Source organism: Microbulbifer regidiadema (SeqCode), from assembly GCF_052466995.1.
Genome location: NZ_CP174297.1, coordinates 1,504,314 through 1,521,812 on the forward strand (window position 1 = coordinate 1,504,314; position 17,499 = coordinate 1,521,812).

At 47.9% G+C, this 17,499-nt stretch carries 17 protein-coding genes; 15 read left to right on the forward strand and 2 right to left on the reverse strand.

The annotated features are described in order from the left end of the window. Nucleotides 1-13: 13 nt before the first annotated feature. The 7 genes from exbB to ACJJIK_RS06375 all read left to right on the forward strand — a co-directional run bounded on the left by exbB (nucleotide 14) and on the right by ACJJIK_RS06375 (nucleotide 5,501). Nucleotides 14-967 carry a tonB-system energizer ExbB gene (gene exbB / locus ACJJIK_RS06345; protein WP_444930622.1) on the forward strand — a complete coding sequence of 318 codons (954 nt, stop codon included), beginning with the start codon at nucleotides 14-16 and terminating at the stop codon, nucleotides 965-967. Next, nucleotides 967-1,401: a biopolymer transporter ExbD gene (locus ACJJIK_RS06350; RefSeq protein ID WP_444930621.1), complete on the forward strand. Its 435-nt coding sequence runs from the start codon at nucleotides 967-969 to the stop codon at nucleotides 1,399-1,401. The genes exbB and ACJJIK_RS06350 overlap by 1 nt, the downstream gene beginning before the upstream one ends. Continuing rightward, the gene (locus tag ACJJIK_RS06355; protein WP_444944522.1) at nucleotides 1,398-2,234 is read left to right on the forward strand and encodes an energy transducer TonB; all 837 of its coding nucleotides are present in this window, start codon (nucleotides 1,398-1,400) and stop codon (nucleotides 2,232-2,234) included. The genes ACJJIK_RS06350 and ACJJIK_RS06355 overlap by 4 nt, the downstream gene beginning before the upstream one ends. A gap of 233 nt (nucleotides 2,235-2,467) precedes the next feature. Next, a complete protein-coding gene (locus ACJJIK_RS06360) occupies nucleotides 2,468-2,884 on the forward strand; it encodes a YbaN family protein (RefSeq protein ID WP_444930619.1) in 417 nt (138 codons plus the stop codon). Nucleotides 2,885-2,972: 88 nt separating this feature from the next. Further along, a complete protein-coding gene (locus ACJJIK_RS06365; protein ID WP_444930618.1) occupies nucleotides 2,973-3,416 on the forward strand; it encodes a CopD family protein in 444 nt (147 codons plus the stop codon). A gap of 212 nt (nucleotides 3,417-3,628) precedes the next feature. Next, the gene (locus ACJJIK_RS06370; protein ID WP_444944523.1) at nucleotides 3,629-4,645 is read left to right on the forward strand and encodes a hypothetical protein; all 1,017 of its coding nucleotides are present in this window, start codon (nucleotides 3,629-3,631) and stop codon (nucleotides 4,643-4,645) included. Further along, entirely contained in the window at nucleotides 4,620-5,501 is an 882-nt protein-coding gene (locus ACJJIK_RS06375; RefSeq protein ID WP_444944524.1) for a PhzF family phenazine biosynthesis protein, read from the forward strand. The genes ACJJIK_RS06370 and ACJJIK_RS06375 overlap by 26 nt, the downstream gene beginning before the upstream one ends. Before the next feature lie 224 nt (nucleotides 5,502-5,725). On the opposite strand, the gene ACJJIK_RS06380 is transcribed toward ACJJIK_RS06375, so the two are convergent. After that, a complete protein-coding gene (locus ACJJIK_RS06380; RefSeq protein WP_444944525.1) occupies nucleotides 5,726-6,193 on the reverse strand; it encodes a hypothetical protein in 468 nt (155 codons plus the stop codon). Nucleotides 6,194-7,329: 1,136 nt separating this feature from the next. Here ACJJIK_RS06380 and ACJJIK_RS06385 point away from each other — a divergent pair. From ACJJIK_RS06385 to ACJJIK_RS06415, 7 genes are all read left to right on the forward strand, one after another. Further along, nucleotides 7,330-7,941 (forward strand): bactofilin family protein, encoded by a 612-nt coding sequence (locus ACJJIK_RS06385; protein ID WP_444930614.1) that lies wholly within the window; start codon nucleotides 7,330-7,332, stop codon nucleotides 7,939-7,941. 279 nt (nucleotides 7,942-8,220) lie between these two features. Beyond that, nucleotides 8,221-9,453 (forward strand): hypothetical protein, encoded by a 1,233-nt coding sequence (locus tag ACJJIK_RS06390; RefSeq protein WP_444930613.1) that lies wholly within the window; start codon nucleotides 8,221-8,223, stop codon nucleotides 9,451-9,453. Then, nucleotides 9,453-10,763, forward strand: a complete 1,311-nt coding sequence (locus ACJJIK_RS06395) for a MotA/TolQ/ExbB proton channel family protein (RefSeq protein ID WP_444944526.1) — start codon at nucleotides 9,453-9,455, stop codon at nucleotides 10,761-10,763. The genes ACJJIK_RS06390 and ACJJIK_RS06395 overlap by 1 nt, the downstream gene beginning before the upstream one ends. Next, nucleotides 10,756-11,457: an OmpA/MotB family protein gene (locus tag ACJJIK_RS06400; protein WP_444944527.1), complete on the forward strand. Its 702-nt coding sequence runs from the start codon at nucleotides 10,756-10,758 to the stop codon at nucleotides 11,455-11,457. The genes ACJJIK_RS06395 and ACJJIK_RS06400 overlap by 8 nt, the downstream gene beginning before the upstream one ends. Continuing rightward, on the forward strand, nucleotides 11,454-12,527 hold the full coding sequence (locus ACJJIK_RS06405) for a hypothetical protein (RefSeq protein WP_444944528.1): 1,074 nt from the start codon (nucleotides 11,454-11,456) through the stop codon (nucleotides 12,525-12,527). The genes ACJJIK_RS06400 and ACJJIK_RS06405 overlap by 4 nt, the downstream gene beginning before the upstream one ends. Nucleotides 12,528-13,658: 1,131 nt before the next feature. Next, nucleotides 13,659-14,384: a hypothetical protein gene (locus tag ACJJIK_RS06410; protein ID WP_444930609.1), complete on the forward strand. Its 726-nt coding sequence runs from the start codon at nucleotides 13,659-13,661 to the stop codon at nucleotides 14,382-14,384. A gap of 1,030 nt (nucleotides 14,385-15,414) precedes the next feature. Beyond that, on the forward strand, nucleotides 15,415-16,143 hold the full coding sequence (locus ACJJIK_RS06415) for an alpha/beta fold hydrolase (protein ID WP_444944529.1): 729 nt from the start codon (nucleotides 15,415-15,417) through the stop codon (nucleotides 16,141-16,143). Between the two features lie 225 nt (nucleotides 16,144-16,368). On the opposite strand, the gene ACJJIK_RS06420 is transcribed toward ACJJIK_RS06415, so the two are convergent. Continuing rightward, nucleotides 16,369-16,683, reverse strand: a complete 315-nt coding sequence (locus ACJJIK_RS06420) for a hypothetical protein (protein ID WP_444944530.1) — start codon at nucleotides 16,681-16,683, stop codon at nucleotides 16,369-16,371. A 100-nt stretch (nucleotides 16,684-16,783) separates the two neighbouring features. On the opposite strand from ACJJIK_RS06420, the gene ACJJIK_RS06425 reads away from it, so the two are divergent. After that, entirely contained in the window at nucleotides 16,784-17,461 is a 678-nt protein-coding gene (locus ACJJIK_RS06425; protein WP_444944531.1) for a hypothetical protein, read from the forward strand. The last annotated feature ends 38 nt before the right edge of the window (nucleotides 17,462-17,499 follow it).

A 17,499-nucleotide genomic window follows, 5' to 3' on the forward strand; every position in this document is an offset into this window, starting at 1 on the left:
TCGGGAGTCGGTAATGAAGATCTGGACAATAATTTTTTTGTGTCTACTAGCTAGCACAACGGCCTCATTACCGGCGTTTTCTCAGGAAGATAATTCGCACTCGAGCGTCCTAAACCACTCAGAAATTGCGCCCGAAAAAAATACAGAAAACACTGTAGCACTGGCAAAAGATCAAACTAATTCACCTTCCCCCAGCGCCGCCAATATCGGCGAGACCGCTTTCAGCGCCCACGATTTATCACCGATGGGAATGTATCACGCCGCAGATATCGTAGTTAAAAGCGTGATGATCGGCCTGTTGCTGGCCTCTGTTTTGACCTGGGCAATTTGGCTGTTTAAAACCGTGCAGCTGGTGATAGCCCGCCGCAAAACCAAACAATTACTGGCAATTCTTATCCAAAGTAAGACATTTGCCAGCGCCGAATCAAAGCTGTCCGGCCAAGCCGGCGGCGCCCTGCTACTGGTGGAAGCCAGCCGCCACGAACTGGCGCTCTCTGCCGACGGTCCGGTTTCTGATGACGGCCTAAAAGAGCGCGTATTAGCTCGCCTCGAGCGCGTGCAAGCCTCACTCGCCACCGATATGAACCGAGGTACCGGCATCCTGGCAACCATCGGTTCGGTTGCCCCCTTTGTCGGACTCTTCGGTACCGTGTGGGGAATCATGAACAGTTTTATCGGGATAGCAAAAACCCAAACCACCAACCTGGCAGTGGTCGCCCCGGGTATTGCAGAAGCCCTACTGGCTACAGCGATAGGCCTGGTTGCGGCAATTCCAGCCGTGGTGATTTACAACTACTTCTCCCGCGCTATTGGCAACTATCGAGCCCTACTGGCCGATATCGTTACCGCATTAATGGTACTGATTAGTCGCGATCTAGACCGCCACCACCCCAATGCGCGCCCCCTCACCGAGCAGTTTGGCGAAACTAAAAAGCGCATAGCTCCCCTGACACAGGGTGTCAGCTAATGGCATTCAATCTACAAGGCGGCAGCGGCGAAGAGCTGCCGGAACAGCACGATATCAATGTCACACCGTTTATCGACGTGATGTTGGTATTGCTAATTATATTTATGGTTGCGGCTCCACTGGCTACGGTGAACGTGCCGGTCAATCTGCCCTCTGCTGCCGCTCCCCAGCAGCCCCCGGCAGATGACCCCAAGTACCTCACCCTACAAAAAGACCTCACCCTCACACTCGGTGAGGACCGAATTATTCAACGGGAGAATTTGGCTACAGAGCTTCAGGCTTATGAAATTGGTACCGAACAGCAAATCTTGCTGCGCGCCGATAGCAAAGTCGAGTATGGAGACCTAATGGATCTGATGAATCGGCTCGCAAACGCCGGGTATCATAAGATCGCCCTGGTGGGGCTGGATAAACCGGCGGCTGCAACCCCATGAGTCTCCTCGCTGGCCCGAAGGCAAGATCGACAAGGCGCCCGCGATTTCTATTATCGCTTATCGCCTTTTGCAGTGCTCTAGCCCTTCACGGGCTGGTCGCCGCCTATTTTTTGTGGCAACCCCAATCAGAGCTGGCGCTACCGCCTGCCGCAGCACCACAGGTATTTGAAGTCAGCATGGTAGCCGCGCCCGCCGCCTCCCCCACATCGCTACCTATCGGCCCACAACAGCAGGAATCCTCTCCCGCTACCCAGCAGCGCAGTGAGCCGAAAAAAACTACCGCACAGCCAGAGCCTGTTGTCCTACCGGAAGCCCCCTCTGAGTTCGCGGTCAAAAAGCCCGAAGAGGAACCTCCGGTAGAGGAGGAAGAAGAAACTCCAGAGCCCGCAGAAGAAAAGGAGATTGCACAGCAGCAGGACTCCACAGGAAATGCCACTGGTGAAACTGTTATTGAAGAGACCTCCGCCCCGCTTGCCGCAGAAGCACCGGAGGCTGAGCAGGCTGCCGCACCTGAGGTGGGGGCGCTTAATCAGCGAGAATCCCAGGCCAGACTAACCTGGCAGAGCCAACTGCAAGCTCACCTGGAACGGAGAAAACGCTACCCGCGCAGCGCACAAATACGGCGGCAGCAAGGCATTCCGTGGGTGCGCTTCACCATGGACCGCCAAGGCAAGGTGCTGGATGTCGAATTACATCGAGCCAGCGGCATCGCGGCCCTCGACCGAGAGGTCGTAGCCCTGGTACGCAGGGCAGAACCGCTGCCCAAACCACCGGAAGATGTCCCCGGCGATCCCCTGGTAATGGCAGTGCCAGTAGAGTTTTTTGTTCGCTAAGCTAAAAAATTCGCCTTGTGAAAGACAATGCACAATATTCGGCGATTGTTCCACAAGGCGATACAGCCAAGAAAGAGGAAATAGTCCACATAATCCGTTACCCTGCACTAGAGCCTCAACAACTCTACTTGCAAAGCCCAGGACCAGTTACTTGAAAACAAGCTAACTCAGTGGACACCTATTGTTATTTTGATGAAACAATGCTGCAACAAGCCAGAAATTAGAGGTACCGAATGAAAGAGCCCACTGAAGACAGTGCAGTGTCCTACACCCCGCCACTGGCAAAGGGCTGGATGCGCTGGCTGTGGGGTGCCGCCGCTTGCTTTTTTATCGCACTGGGCATTATTGGGGCCATTCTTCCCGGCCTCCCCTCCGCCATGTTCATTGTCCTCGGTGCCTGGGCCGCATCACGCAGCTCCCAGCGCCTGCACCAATGGATTGAGGAGCACCACCTGTTTGGCCACCTATTGCGAACCTGGCGCAGCGGCTATGTGAGCCGCCGCACAAAGTTGCTGGCCAGCCTAACCATGGCCATATCCTTAGCTTTTGCCGCTTTCCATATCAGCAATATTTACCTGCTTTGCTTTACCATTGGCGGCATCAGCTGCGGCGCCTATTGGATCTGGTCGCGACCGGAGCCCAAGGCGTAGGGCCCACCCTATCTGCACCCATTTGGCAGCAGACACCCGTAGATTTTAGCGCTATAGTCCCCCGATAAGGATTTGTCTGGGGGACAGGATGTATAACGTAGTACTTTTTTTGCACTTGCTTGGAGCCACAGTTTGGACTGGTGGGCACTTGATACTGGCCTGCACAATATTGCCAAAAGTTTTACGGGATAAAGATATTGCCTTTATTTCCCGATTTGAAAACAGCTACGAGAAAATCGGTATTCCCGCCCTCATTATTCAAATACTATCTGGGCTCTACCTCTCATTTACCCTACTGCCCGATCTATCCCAGTGGTTCAATTTTTCCAATCCCATTGCCCGCCTGTTAATCTTTAAGCTAACACTTCTGGCCTGCACTTTCTTACTGGCCATTGATGCGAGACTGCGAATCATCCCCAACCTTTCCGAGAGGAATCTGGTTTCACTGGCATACCATATTATTCCCGTTACAGTCCTATCGGTTTTGTTTGCTTTTGTCGGCATTTCATTTAGAACAGGGTGGCTGTTTTAGCCAATAGACTCAATGCGATTAGGGACTAAATAGCGATTTCTGGTAGAAGCCGGGCATAATGGAGTACACAATTTGTCTCCGAGGACCTTCTCGACATTATACGCCTATCCAGCGGTTTGATTTACAAAAGCCGCTTTACCCGGCTTTAGGGAGCCCATAAACAGCTCTCTAAACTGTTTTTACCTCAAAATTCCATTTTATAAAGGATAAATATGTATACGGATGAAGACTTAAACTTTGCAGTAGATAAAAAGATCTTCACAGCTGAATCTGTCGCAAGTTTTAGAGCCGCAATAGCTTCTCACCAGCACTCACCCACAACAGATGAGGAAAACTTCAGACTGATTGGCGGCTTCAATGATATATTTATCGTGTTTGCCTGCTTTCTGGTTCTTTTCTCCTCCCTTTGGCTGCTAAATTCACTAACTAGCAGCAACAGCTTAGGCTTACTGGTATTCACCTTGCTATCCTGGGCTATAGCTGAATTTTTTGTGCGTAAAAGGCGTATGGCTTTACCGGCTATAGTGCTATTACTTGCATTTGTTGGTGGTGCATTTGCTCTTACCCTGTCGCTTTTCCCAAAATCTCAAAGCTTTGATTTTGCGTCTTTATCCACCGCCTCTGCTATCGCTAGTATCGCGGCCTATCTGCATTGGCTGCGCTTTAGGGTACCAATAACTATAGCCGTTGGTACTGCAGCACTGATTGCCCTGCTTGCATCTACAGCTATGCTGACTCTCCCCAGTAGCCAGAACTGGATTAGTGCAATTCTATTTTTCCTGGGGCTTCTCACCTTCGTTTTCGCCATGTACTGGGATGCCTCCGACACAAACAGAACAACACGCAGATCCGATACTGCTTTTTGGCTGCACCTTCTTTCCGCTCCGCTAATGATTCACCCCATTTTTTCAACTCTGGGAGTATTCGATGGGTATGAGAGCCTATTCAACACGGCTTTCGTCTTGGCTCTGTACTTGGTGATTACACTGTTTTCACTAGTGATTGATCGACGCGCCCTTATGGTTTCATCGCTAGTCTATGTACTTTATGCCCTTGCCAATCTGATTAATATCTATGGCAGCACAGGCTATAGCCTCGCCTTAACAGGCGTATTTATGGGGGCAGCACTTCTATTACTTTCAGCATATTGGCACCCGGCTAGAAGTCTCTTAGTAGCCAAACTCCCCCCAGCCTTAAAAAAGTTTGTCCCCGCAGGAAAAGTTACATAAGAATCCAATCACACTGATCTCCCCCCAACAGATAAAAAAGAGCTTCCATCGATCAAGGATAAAACTAATGGAACTAACAATTTATCAAGTAGATGCCTTTGCCTCTAAGGTATTCGAAGGTAACCCGGCAGCAGTATGCCCCCTGGAGAGCTGGCTTTCAGAGGGTACGCTGCAAAAAATCGCAGAGGAGAACAACCTCTCTGAAACTGCATTTTTTGTCCGCGAGGGAGACTCTTTTGCGTTGCGCTGGTTTACTCCAGAGGCCGAAGTAGATTTATGTGGGCACGCCACACTTGCAGCCGCCCACGTCCTCTTTACACACCTGAAATATCCACACCAAACCATCCAGTTTGCGAGTAAAAGCGGCCTTCTCTCGGTGCAGAAATCGGGAGCCGCCTATAGTATGGATTTCCCCGCTACCATTCCGGAGCCTACTGAAATACCAGAAGCCCTTGTGGAGGGGCTTGGTGTCTCCCCTCAAAAAGTCCTCTCCGCCTATGACTATATTGCAGTTCTAGAGAGCGAAGCGATCCTAAGGTCAGCAACTCCAGATTTTGTAAAGCTCTCTCAGTTAGATAAGCGGGGGGTTGTGATTACTGCACCCGGGGATAGCGCCGAAGTAGACTTTGTTAGCCGATGTTTCTACCCAAAATTAAGAGTAAATGAAGATCCGGTAACGGGGTCTGCACACTGCCAACTCGCGCCATACTGGAGCGAGCAACTTAAAAAGGATGCACTTATAGCTCGCCAATTGTCCCGACGAACCGGGTTAATTCACTGCGAATTGAAAGGTGACAGGGTCACCCTAAAAGGAGGGGCTGTAGATTACCTCCAAGGGAAAATCAATCTAAAATAATTTGGAGTATAAATTTTAGAAAAATATTTAAGGGGGCGATCAAGGTTGCTAAGAAATTTTTCATGGCTATCTGACACCCCCTCACATTCTCATTATAAACAGACTTATTTGTACTGCGACGGACAACATTTTACCGCAGATCTATCCTGTAGATATTAAGCTAATATTTAAGCATTCCGAAGCACTTAACCAAGCACCACTCGCTCAAAATTTTCTCAGCTATTTTATTCAGCAAAAGGAAGATAATCAGCGATGTAATCCAAGAAGCTATCCATTGGTATATATTTTTCAAAGCCACAATCGGCTTCTTTCTTTGTTGGTAAAACCCAATCACCCGCGATGCATTCCTGAACAGCGTATTGAGAAGCTAAAGAGACAATATAGCGCTGATCTGGATCACTGGGCTCCCCAATTGTCCAACCCAAAAATGTGCGGCTATTACCATCCACTAAACGCGGGTAGCCATCCGCTCCTGTGCCCCACCCCACAAGAGCAGTTAAAGGAGTATATCCAACAATTCGAGCCGGATTCACGCCCAAATCAACCCAGGAATAGGTGTCGGGGTGCCTTGTGTAACGCCTAAAAACAACGTCATAAGTTATTCTGCCCTCTCTTTCTATCGCGACTACAAGAAAGATATTTGACGCCTTACCGGGATTATTACCGGGAAGCCAACTCGGCTTAGTCTTCATATAGCTCGCTCGATCACGTTGAAACCCTGATTTTATAAGTTAAAGATCATTGCCCGGTTATATTTTGAGCAAAATGAAACCTTACATTCTCTGACTACCTTGGCTTTCAGTCTCGCCGCAACCTCAAAAGCACACACTTTTCGGCCCTACCCTGCATAGATGGGGCCAAAAAACAAGCGGCAAATGATTTACCCCCATCAAAAAGCCACCTGCAACTCTGCACTAAAAAAACCAGAGAGTTTCGGTAACATTTATGCAAATAAGTACACACTTACATCCAGGCTAGAAGGTTCAGATTCGCAAACTCCCTGTTAAGCCGATCAAAACTATTCTTTACAAAAAATTGCAGCACATTACACAGAAATCTTTTAAGCCCCAACCCGAATAGATAGAAAACCCAATAACGATTAATGTCACGCCCAAAAAGTGCTTTGCGTCACACTTTTTGCGCGCAATTCGTGCTAAATTCAATACATTCAAGTCGAGGTCAGCTTGATTGATTGCCGGACTAAAACAAGATGGCAAGCTCGCTGTAGGTAGTAAAACTCCAATCATCTATTGATTTATGCCCAACCGGCTCAATACCCATCAGCAAACAATGAGAAGTATGCCCTCCGCAAAAGGAAGTAATTATTCACTTACAAGTTTTATCTTGAAGTAAATAGATAGAATACAGCGATAGCAAAAGCAATCGCCAAAATCAATCGTAGCTTAAGATCAAGAGAGGCCCCTCTTTTATCCTGGTGTGGTTTGCACAGACAAACCATATTAAAAACCTACGAAAGGGACAAAAAACGGCACAGAAGGGACAGGGAAAGTCGATCTTAAAATATGGGCACCACAGGGAAGGGGTAGATGCAAGGATATTTTAGGCGAAGAAAGCATTCACAACCTAACCTTGCCTCAATTAAGCATTTACAGCGCAAAACTGCAAAATAAGTGCAAGGAATATTATTCTGATAAATTTGGCTAACGCCCCGACAAGCAGAGCTTGAGATTAATAGTATTTAATCGCGCTTGAACACTGTATTTTTTTAGACTCAACAAAAACCCAACGCAGCGATAGCTCTTTAATTATGGCCATCAATGCAATCGACACAACAGCTGACTTTTCTACAACAGAGAGACTTATTTCTATGAGCACTGACAAAAGCAATGACTCCACTCCATTTTTAGCAGGCATGAGCGCTGTTGAGCAGCAATCATCTCTTTCGGGCTCAGGCTCCAAGTCAGTGCTGGGTGAAGGAATTAACTTTCGCGGCGAGCTGATCGGTACCGAGGATCTGCACGTAGAAGGCACTGTCGATGGCACCGTGATTATGGTTGGTCACAACCTTTCCGTAGGCACTGGCGGCGCTGTAACTGCCAATATTCACGCAAAAAATATTGTTGTGGAAGGCACTCTGGATGGTGACGCACTTGCTGATGAGCTGATCGAAATCCGCAACACTGCCCAAGTCAACGGCAACCTGATTGCACCGCGAATCAAGCTGGACGACGGCGGTAAATTCCGTGGCTCCATGGATATGGTAGATACCGACTCCGAAATGAAAGAGCGCCACAAGGAGTTCTCCGATCGTCTGGTACACCCTGATCTGCCCGCAGCAGAAGAGAAGCCCGCGAGCCGCGCCCGCAGCAGCGCGTCTTACACCAGCAGCTCCAGCGTAAATAACACCTCTCGCCTGTCCGATACCAGCGATTACCTCTTCGGCAGCAAAGAGACTGAAGAAGAAGCTGAGGAAAGCTGAGAAAACACTCTCAGATAACCCTCACATGAGCCCCGGTTGATGCTGGGGCTTTAGGGAGCCTCTGAATAATTCCGTGATACCTCTGGCTTGCAGAACGGTTTACAATCAAGGCGCGGCTTTAAAGGAAGGTCTAGTCCCTTCAAAAAGTCGCAACGCAGAGTGTGAACGCTCTGAGAGCCTGCCCTGAAGGCCACAGCTGCACCTAACATCTGCAAGCTTCAAGGTCCGCAGAGATATTACGGAATTGTTCAGGGGTTCCTTAGTTTTGGTATGGGAAATATGTTGCAGCATCATTCGTTTGGCATTGCCGCGTTGGTGGATGAAGTCATTCAGCCAGGTAGTAAAGTTTTAGATTTGGGATGCCTGTCGTTTGGCACTACACAGCCCCTATTGGAGCGTTCCTGCCAGACATTTATTGAAGATTTGCGCAGTCTACTATTGGATACTGCGGCCCTTGACAGAGAATCCAGAGCGGTCCAGCTTTCTGAATATCTCACCAAGAAGCCACCGCGCATCAAGCTTGATGTTGTACTCTGCTGGGACTTCTTCAACTTTATGGAGCCCGAGCTTATCACTAAGCTCATTGAGGAAATCCGCCCTCACCTGAAGCCGCGCACTATTTTTCATACGATGCTGTATACCGGCACTATGCCCAAAGCGCCCGCAGACTTTAAGCGGCTATCCGGCTTCACATTTAATACCGAGCCACTCGACCTGGAGGAAGCACTGCCCACCTATCGTTACTCGTCACTAAATTTGATGAAAACAATGGGCAATTTCTCCCTGCGCTCCTCTCTCCTGCAAAGGGAGGGTATGCGCAAAGACCTTATCGAATTGATGTTTGAGTATGGCAATGTAAAATCACCAACTTCGATGATGGCCAGCGGTTCATCGGCAGCCGTATCGGCTTTTCAGAAAAATCGCTTAACTGAGATTCCTTTAACCGCTCTCAATACCGCCCTAACTCACGCCAAGCGCTCGCCCGTGAGCAAGGTTCTGGATATCGGTCAGAAAGCCGGCCGAAACATGGAGCACCTTCAGCGCGAGGTCGGCGAGCTATTTATCTCTGATTTTTATTCGTCGCTTGCCTGGCAACTCAGCCGCAAAGCGCCGTTTGCAGAGGCCGTTCAAGCTGCTTTGCGACAGGCAACCCTACCAAAGGATCTCGATTGTATCCTGTTGTGGGACCTGCTCAATTTCTTTTCCGCCGAGCAGATAAAATTTATCACTAAAGCCCTGTATCAACACCTGAGCGACGGTGGTGTAATGCACTTTCTGCTATTTAAACAAAATAAGCTGCCCGTCAACTGTGGTGTGTTTGAAATCCAGAAGTCGGGCCAGGTCGGAACCTATATTCACCCACCGGGCAGCAAGCAAACCCAGCTTCGCACGATCACCGATGTTGTGAAGTCCCTGCCGGAAATGAAAGTACTTGGCCAGGGGACCGGGCGAATACCCAACGGACCTTTTTATCACGAAATAACAATGCAAAAAGTTGTAAAGGATAAATAATGACCCAGTTTTTTTACCACTGGTTAACCAAGTTGTCTGCGGAACAGGTAACCGACACCTTTCTTATGGTCATGCTTGCCCTTGGCGCCATTGCCATAATCCTCTACCCTTTAGGCAGGTTCCCCCGCTTCGTCAAGGAAACCCCCTCACTGCTAACTGCACTGGGGATTCTGGGTACTTTTATCGGTATCATTATCGGTATCTATGGTTTTGACCTGAACGATATTGACACCTCAATTTCAGAACTGATGCAGGGCCTGGAAACCGCCTTTATGACCAGCATCCTGGGACTGTTCCTATCCCTGGTGCTGCGCACTATCTTTCAAATATTCACCAAAGAGCAATCTTCGACGGCCACCGCAGATGATATCCTGCAAGCCATCAATGGCCAGCGCGAAGACTTGGCGAAATTCCAACAGCAGATTAGTGACGAAGTCCTGCAATCACTCACCGCTGTCGTGGAGAAGTTTAATAGCGGCTTGAATGCCCAAATGGGGGAAAACCTACAGCAATTCACTCATCAGCTAGAAGCCGTATCCCCCACCCTGCAAGCCCTTATTGATCAGCACCAGCAGCACGCAGAACTGGCAACGGTTTATCGCGATCAAACTGCGACTCTGCTCAACGAGATTAATGGAGCCCAGGAAAACCTCCTGCTATTACACCAACGCATCACCGAACTGCCAGAAATCTTCAACGTGATCCCCACACTGGTAGAGCAACAGCGCAACCACGCAGAGCAAATATCCATTATGCTCAACGAACAGCAAGCTTCCATTGAGGTTCTACAGCAGTCGGTGCCGGATATTGCACCCAAGTTTGAGGCCCTCAGCCGGGGTATTGATCAGGCGCAGCAACAATTGAGCGCCCAGGTATCCAACCTGATCTCCCTAAGCAAGACCCAGGCGGAAGTCTTCGAGCAAAGAACCAGTAAAGTGGTGGCGCTGGCCGATGTAGTTACCAGCATGGACCCCAACCACTTCTCCAAAGCAATCCATGAAACGGCAAACAGCCATCGCGAATCCATGGCCGAGCTTGCCCAGCTCATCGCCAAAACTCACCACCAGATGATTACCGAGTTATCGCAGGTTATTACCCACGACCTCAGCAATGCGGATGTCAGTATTAAGCGCCAGTACGAACTGCTGGATGAACGCCTGCGCGACGAAGTGGAAAGCGTTATGGCTGCGATGGGTGATGCACTGGGCACATTGAGTGGCGAGTTCTCCCGCGACTTCCGCCAGCTAATCCAGCAAATGCAGCGTATCGACAGCCAAGCCCAACGGGTTACCGGAGCTGCGCATGTTTGACAGCACACAGGCCTGTAGTGAGTCCAGCGATAGCCAGTGGATCAGCCTATCGGACATGATGGCTGGTCTGATGATGGTATTTCTCTGTATTGCTGTCTTTGTGATGCGCTCCCTTATCGACGAGCGCGCCAAGATTCGCGAGCTCGCTGAGTCTTATCGGGACACCCAGTTGGCCATCTACCAAACTTTGCAACAGGAGTTTGCCCAGGACTTAAACCGTTGGGGCGCCTCGCTGGACAAGCAAACTCTGGCCATCTCATTTAATAACAGTGATGCCCTGTTTAAGACCGGAGACTTTACCCTGAGCGACAATGCGCGTGAGATTATGTCTTCCTTTGTACCCCGCTACATCGAGGCCCTCACGCCCTATATGAATTCCATTGCCGCAATCCAGATTGAGGGGCACACCAGCTCCGAATGGGGCGATCAATCCGCACCGGAGGTAGGTTACTTCCATAATCTGAGACTCTCACAGCAGCGCTCCCGCGCGGTCATGCAATATGCCCACTCACTACTGCCGCCACAGCAAGCCGTCCTAGTTCGAGCCAAGGTCGCCGCCGTAGGCTACTCCTCTGCCCGTCCAGTACTGGACAAGCATGGTGTCGAGGACCCAGATCGCTCCCGCCGGGTTGCCTTCAGGGTCGTCAGGGATTCTGAAAGTCATATTCTGCAAATCCTTGAGGAGGCTCTGTGAACCTCACTAACTTTCAGCCCATCCAAAACCGGCAAACGCTTATTACAGCAGCAAGTGCCATACAGGTGCCCGTAGAACGCAGCGCAACTAACGATAGCACTTCATTTCCAGCCGGTAAGCGCCCATTGGCACAGCGGCTGGCTGAAATGCCTGACCAGAACAGCCTGGCCAGAGCGATCCGCACTGGAATACAACTCGATTTCAGCGACTTGGGCAGCGTCACTGTAGCCTGGCGCTATCGAGGTATTCCAGTTTTTCTATTTGGCCTGGAGCAAACGCCGGATTCTTTTGGCCTAGTCCATATTTACCCCAAGTGCCCAGTAGTAAACAACTATAAAGGTCCCGCTTGGATTAGCAGTGATTACAGTGCAGCCCGCAAAGCATTTCCCCAGGATCAACTAAAACCCTGCCCTCACTGTCTGCGCCATCTTTACAGTCACAATATCCCCGATGTGGTCCGCAAAGACCGTTTCGGCAATGTGATAGATATCGACTGGCTCACCTATACCCGTTACTTTGCCAGTAATATTTTTAACCGACACTCTCTTGTCTGGTTAAATGGTGAGCGCCCGCAGAAGGTAAGGTCGGTATTCACTCCTGAAGCCCCAAAATACAATTGCTCTATTTGTCAGTGCGATATCAAGGCCGGTGGATGGGCACTGAAGCAAGAGCTTGCCGAACGCAGTAGTCTCCCAAAGGAAATCTGCCTACTCTGCGCAGAGAGACGGGCCCGCGCCATCATACTCGCCCCTCCCCAAGCCTCACTAAGGGCGGCAACTCTGCGCTATGAATCTCTGGCAAAACAACTAGGCAGTGAACCTCAAGCCTCCTGGATGATCGCAGAACAGGTAGTCCCCGCATCCTGGTTACCGCTTATACAAAGACTCAAATCCCTGATGGGCCCACCCAAAGTATTTCAGGTAATCGCCCCCAGAGTCTTAGCCGTCCTATGCTGGCCCAATCTGGGCCGCGCTATCATTGCCGATGGTACCAAGGAGGCAAAGATACCGGCGAGTTATTCCGTTTGGCGAAAGGCTCAGATTGAGCGGGAATTGGGACTCAGCAACTAGGGAGCCTCTGAATACTTCCGTGATGCCCCTGACCTTCAGAGCAGCTCTCGATCAAGGCTCGACTTCACAGGGCGGGCTAGATCTTTCAAGAAGTCGCAACGCAGAGTGTGATGCTCTGAAAGCCTGACAGGGCGAGCTCTGAAGGCCATAGCTGCCACCTGTAACAGCTTGCTTCTGCCACTTATCGGCTCATTTCCATCTTATAGCATTCCCAGGGCAAACGCCCTACAGCCCCCTCCTTACACAAGCGGTGCCTCTGGGAGGTATTAACCGCTCCTTTGTTTTGACCTGTTAACTATGATCTGTGTAGCGGAAGAGCCTACTAAGGTTGGTCATGCGGTACATTTGCAATGAACATGCAGAACTTTGCCAGGAATCTGATCCGTTTATAGTGCAATTACCCTGATAGCACTTCCCACCTATAAACCAGCCCAAATTAGACTCCACCCCTTATAAATTAAAAAACTCACCTATATTTATAGACGCATCAAGCCCACGCTAAAGGTACCCGACTTTTTGATCGCTATGCGACCACAAAGAAACTGCTCAAAAAATTCTTGAAGTTTTTTCACCTCAAAGCGCTAAAAGAATATCTACATTGGAGATAGCAACCATACTGATCACTTTTATACTTTTGCACACAAAATCTTTCAGTAATACGTTACCATTTTTCACAAACCTGTATCCAGCTAGAGCAGAATAATCATCATACAAGTATCAAGCGAATTAACCAACACTCCCATCACACAACCCCACTCGACACTATCATCCCTGAACCCAGGGATAAAAGTAAAGCTTCACAATGAATACAGAAAACATAAAAAGATGGATTTTTTGCACCCTGAGAAAGGCAACACCAAGGATGACAAAAAACCAATAATCGAAAAATTTTGAATTCAAGAAAAAATGTGAAGCTTGTAGAGTTTATTGCTTGAATCCAATTTTAATGCAGAGTACCTTAAATAAAACTATTCATCTTACGCAAACCAAACCATGATAACTTCTGTATTTATAGTTGCACCAAACTAAAAGGTACTACTCAAGGAAGAAAACATCGGGCATATCAAGGAAGAAAACACCGAGCTCACTCGACTCTAAGCTAGTCGTTTAATAGCAAGATGGAGACATAAAATGCCAGTAAATAATATAACACTACAAAACGCGAAAGACCGTGTTCGTGCTACATTACAAGCCGGTGGCCTAGTAATTTTACAAGAACCACATAACGATGTACCTCACGGGTTTTCCTTTGCCGCTGAAGCTATAGCAGACAATAGCGACCAACCTCACTCACTGTTCGTTGAGGCACCACATGAAATAAAGGCTGCGGGAACTCTGGCCGCCTATCCTCAAAGGATAAAGGACTATTTCGCAGGCGGTGTAACAGACACTGAAACGTCAACATTATTAATCAATATAGCCACGCGAAAAAGTTGGGATATCGCCTGCGTAGATTCATGGCGAGGCAATGGAGAATGGAAATCTTCCGAAAAACGTCAAAAGCAAATAGCCAGACGCCTTATCCACCACTTTAATATAGGCGGGCGCCCAGGAGGAATAATTCCCATAGGCTCTGCGCACGTCACAGGGTTAAGAATGGGAAGAAATATGATTGGAGGCCGACGTGTTGCCCGCACAATAAATACGCTTTCAAATCAAATCCCTGACGATCAGGCTATTAATTACCAGGGTTACTGGGGTTTAGGAAGATATATCGCCGGGCGCAACTTACCAATGTATAAATTCACTGCTAGCGGAGACTACTCGCACATCAGCGCACCAAATGCAACTCGAGATCTACACATACAGTTTGTTCCCCGTGATAGAATTTTTCGGGCTGCAAATCTTGCAATCTAGGGAACCATTCCTCCCTAGTGGTCCATGCGGAAAGTAATGAAACTAATGGTGGACTGTCCGTATAATGTATTTATTATACGGACACTAAACCCTTTCAGGTTTCTGATTGTGAGGCGCCCATTCTGAACAAGTGGTGCCACTCAACACCCCTTCCATATGGGCAAGTTATACGAGCGAAGGATATTCTTCCGCTCAACGAAAGTATGATTCCTATAGATGTAGCTATCATACAGCGAACGTCACCGATGACTGCTCATCGGTGACGAAGCCATTTCGAGCAGGAAGATATTGAAGAACTACACGAGCCTGCTCGTAATGATCGGCCAACTGCTAACAAAAAGGATGCTTTTAATCGAGTATTTTTTAGCAATAAAGCGTATACCCGAAAAAGCCTCACACTGGAATATTGATTTAATAGCTAAATACGCAGAGGTGCGTCATGGCAGGTTCAGCAGATCTGGAAAGCAGTTGACCTAAGACCCCACCGTCTAAAACATTCAATATCAGCAGCGACCCTGCATTCCCTAAAAGGATGGCAAATAGAATAACCAGAAAGACTGATGCATCTTTGGGTCACGAGCTTTCTCTTTATTTTTGGTGGATCTGACGCACTGACAATTGTTGCACCTACGATACCGCTTTCTTTCAGCGGTACACCCTTTTCTTTGAAGCGCCTATTAATCACCACAAAGCGCTGACTTCTTAGACCTCCATCTCCATACGCAATTGTTTAATTTTTTATTACAGCCGATCCAATTCAGCGCTCTTATCAACGTCCAGCCTTACTTCTCCCCTTCTACTCATTTCCTTTATTCAATATCCCAGATTGTTGACGCTGACTCCTACAGCCTCTACGACCTTAGAAATAGAACACCTTTGTTCAGCAACTAGAGCTTCTGCGCCTCTCTTGTAAGCCGGTGTATACCTGGTATATACCTTTTGTTGTTATACTTCATCTCGCTTGGCAGTTTTACCTTATTAGCGAAGTGTCCGAAAGTATTAAACCACTTTATACCCCAAAGGAAAAAACATGAAGTTTCATGAATTTGGCGACCCTGAAGGTGTACCAGTTGTTTTCTTTATGGGCACACCGCAAAAGGGGGACTCCGGGGAAGAGTTCTCAGATCTCGCCAACAAATTAGGCATTCGCCTTATTTGCCCCACCCGACCTTGGTACGATAATTTTAGCTCTGAGCCATCATTTACCCTGTGCTCCGAGAAAACAATTGAGCACTTGCAGAGCAATGGTATTACTTCTTGCCACGTAATTGGTGGCAGTGGCGGTGGCCCATTCGCAATGCACTTTGCAACCAATAACGCCAAAGCTGTTTGCTCTTGCTACCTTGTAGCGGCTATGGGAACTCCCGATCTCTTTATCGAGAAGGTCACCTCGCCACCCACAGTGCAACTCTTGGAACTCTTTAGGGCCAATGACTACAATTCAGCGTTAGAGTATATGATCTCACTGGGGACTCCCCGAGATCTAGCCCATGGTGCATGGTCAGACTTCAAAGTTCTGCTGGGGTCATGGGACTCAATTGTGTTTGAACATTCACCTGTAGTATATATCCACCACAGTGAAGGTGATGAAAATGCCCCCATAGATAGTATTCGCGATCTGGCAGAAAGATTACCCCAGTCTGAGATTCGTATTTCCTCCTATGCCAGCCATGTAGGACTAGCTGAAGACAAGGAGTTCGTTGAATTTACTCGTATCTTCAAAGAGATCGGAACCCTGTCAGGAACCGCAAGCCAATAAAGTGATGCAGCCACTTTTAGGCCATCAGTACCGCATTGATTGAAATAAGGACCCCTTCAACATCAAGAATTTAGAGATAATTGTCTAAAAACACTTTCCGCCTACTTTATTTGGTTACCTTTTTACTAGTTGCCACTGGGGCATATGCCGTGAAAACATATCAATATACCCTATACGGCATAGGGTTAATTTTGGGACTTGCACTCCACCTAGCCTTAGGTAAGGCTAGGCTAAAGAAATACCGCGCCCCCTTATTTCAATCTGATTTTTACCGAGCACATTAATCTGTGCTACAGAAACCTTAATTCCATGCCCGATTGCAGCCACTTCGTATCTGACAGGAATACAGGGCCGCATCTCTATTGCCAGCTTATCTACCACACTACTATTAAACATAATATTGATAATTTGCACATTAAAACTGCGGCAACTCTTTCTGAAGAGAAGAAAAATACAGAATGGATAAGGATATATTGAAAGGAGCTGGATTGCACTTGCAGGCTCATCTTTAACAAAACCATGTAAACCACCATACCCCAAGCTTAACTGAAAAACCTACACCCCCTACGATTGCCCAGTTAAATATCAAAGACATGCATAGCACACTAAAATTACACTTCAGATTGGTGAGAAGCTTAAAATGAAGAAGTTAATTTTTACAGCCGTCCTCCTCTGGGGAACAGGTACCCTACCTGAAGACATACCCATCGCCGAAAACTCTCTTCATAGATTAACCCCAAACGGATATATTGTAACTGATAAAATTTATGGGGATTTAAACGGGGACAACAAAGAGGATGTCGTTTTACTAATAAAAGAATCTCATAAGGGAAAACTCCCCGACAATAAGCGCATCACTGAAGTGAGAAGCAATAGACGTGGTGTTATTGTGGCGTTCAGGAGCCAGCAGAAATATGAGACTGCAACAAAAAACCTCAACTGTTTTTCTTCTGAAAGCGAAGACGGGGGCACGTATTTTCCACCTGATCTTGATATTCGTATAGAGAAAGGAAATCTACACTTCCATTATCTGCACGGTCGCTATGGGTATTGGAGTTACAGCTTTCGCAATCGGGATAACGATTTTGAACTAATTGGCTATGAGCATAGTTTACACAGAGGTCCAACGGTGATCAGTGTAACCAGTATTAACTTTTTGACCCAAAAAAAGTTGTTGAAAGAGAACATCGGTGAGGGCCACGAAGAAAGATTTAAAGAAACCTGGAGCAGCCTCACACTTGACAAGAGAATAAGGCTCAGTGAAATTCACAGTTTCGACTCTCTAGACATTGAAGCCTTGATAAACAGCAACAACTAACGCATTCGTACTACTTCAAATGTTTAGCTCAAATACTT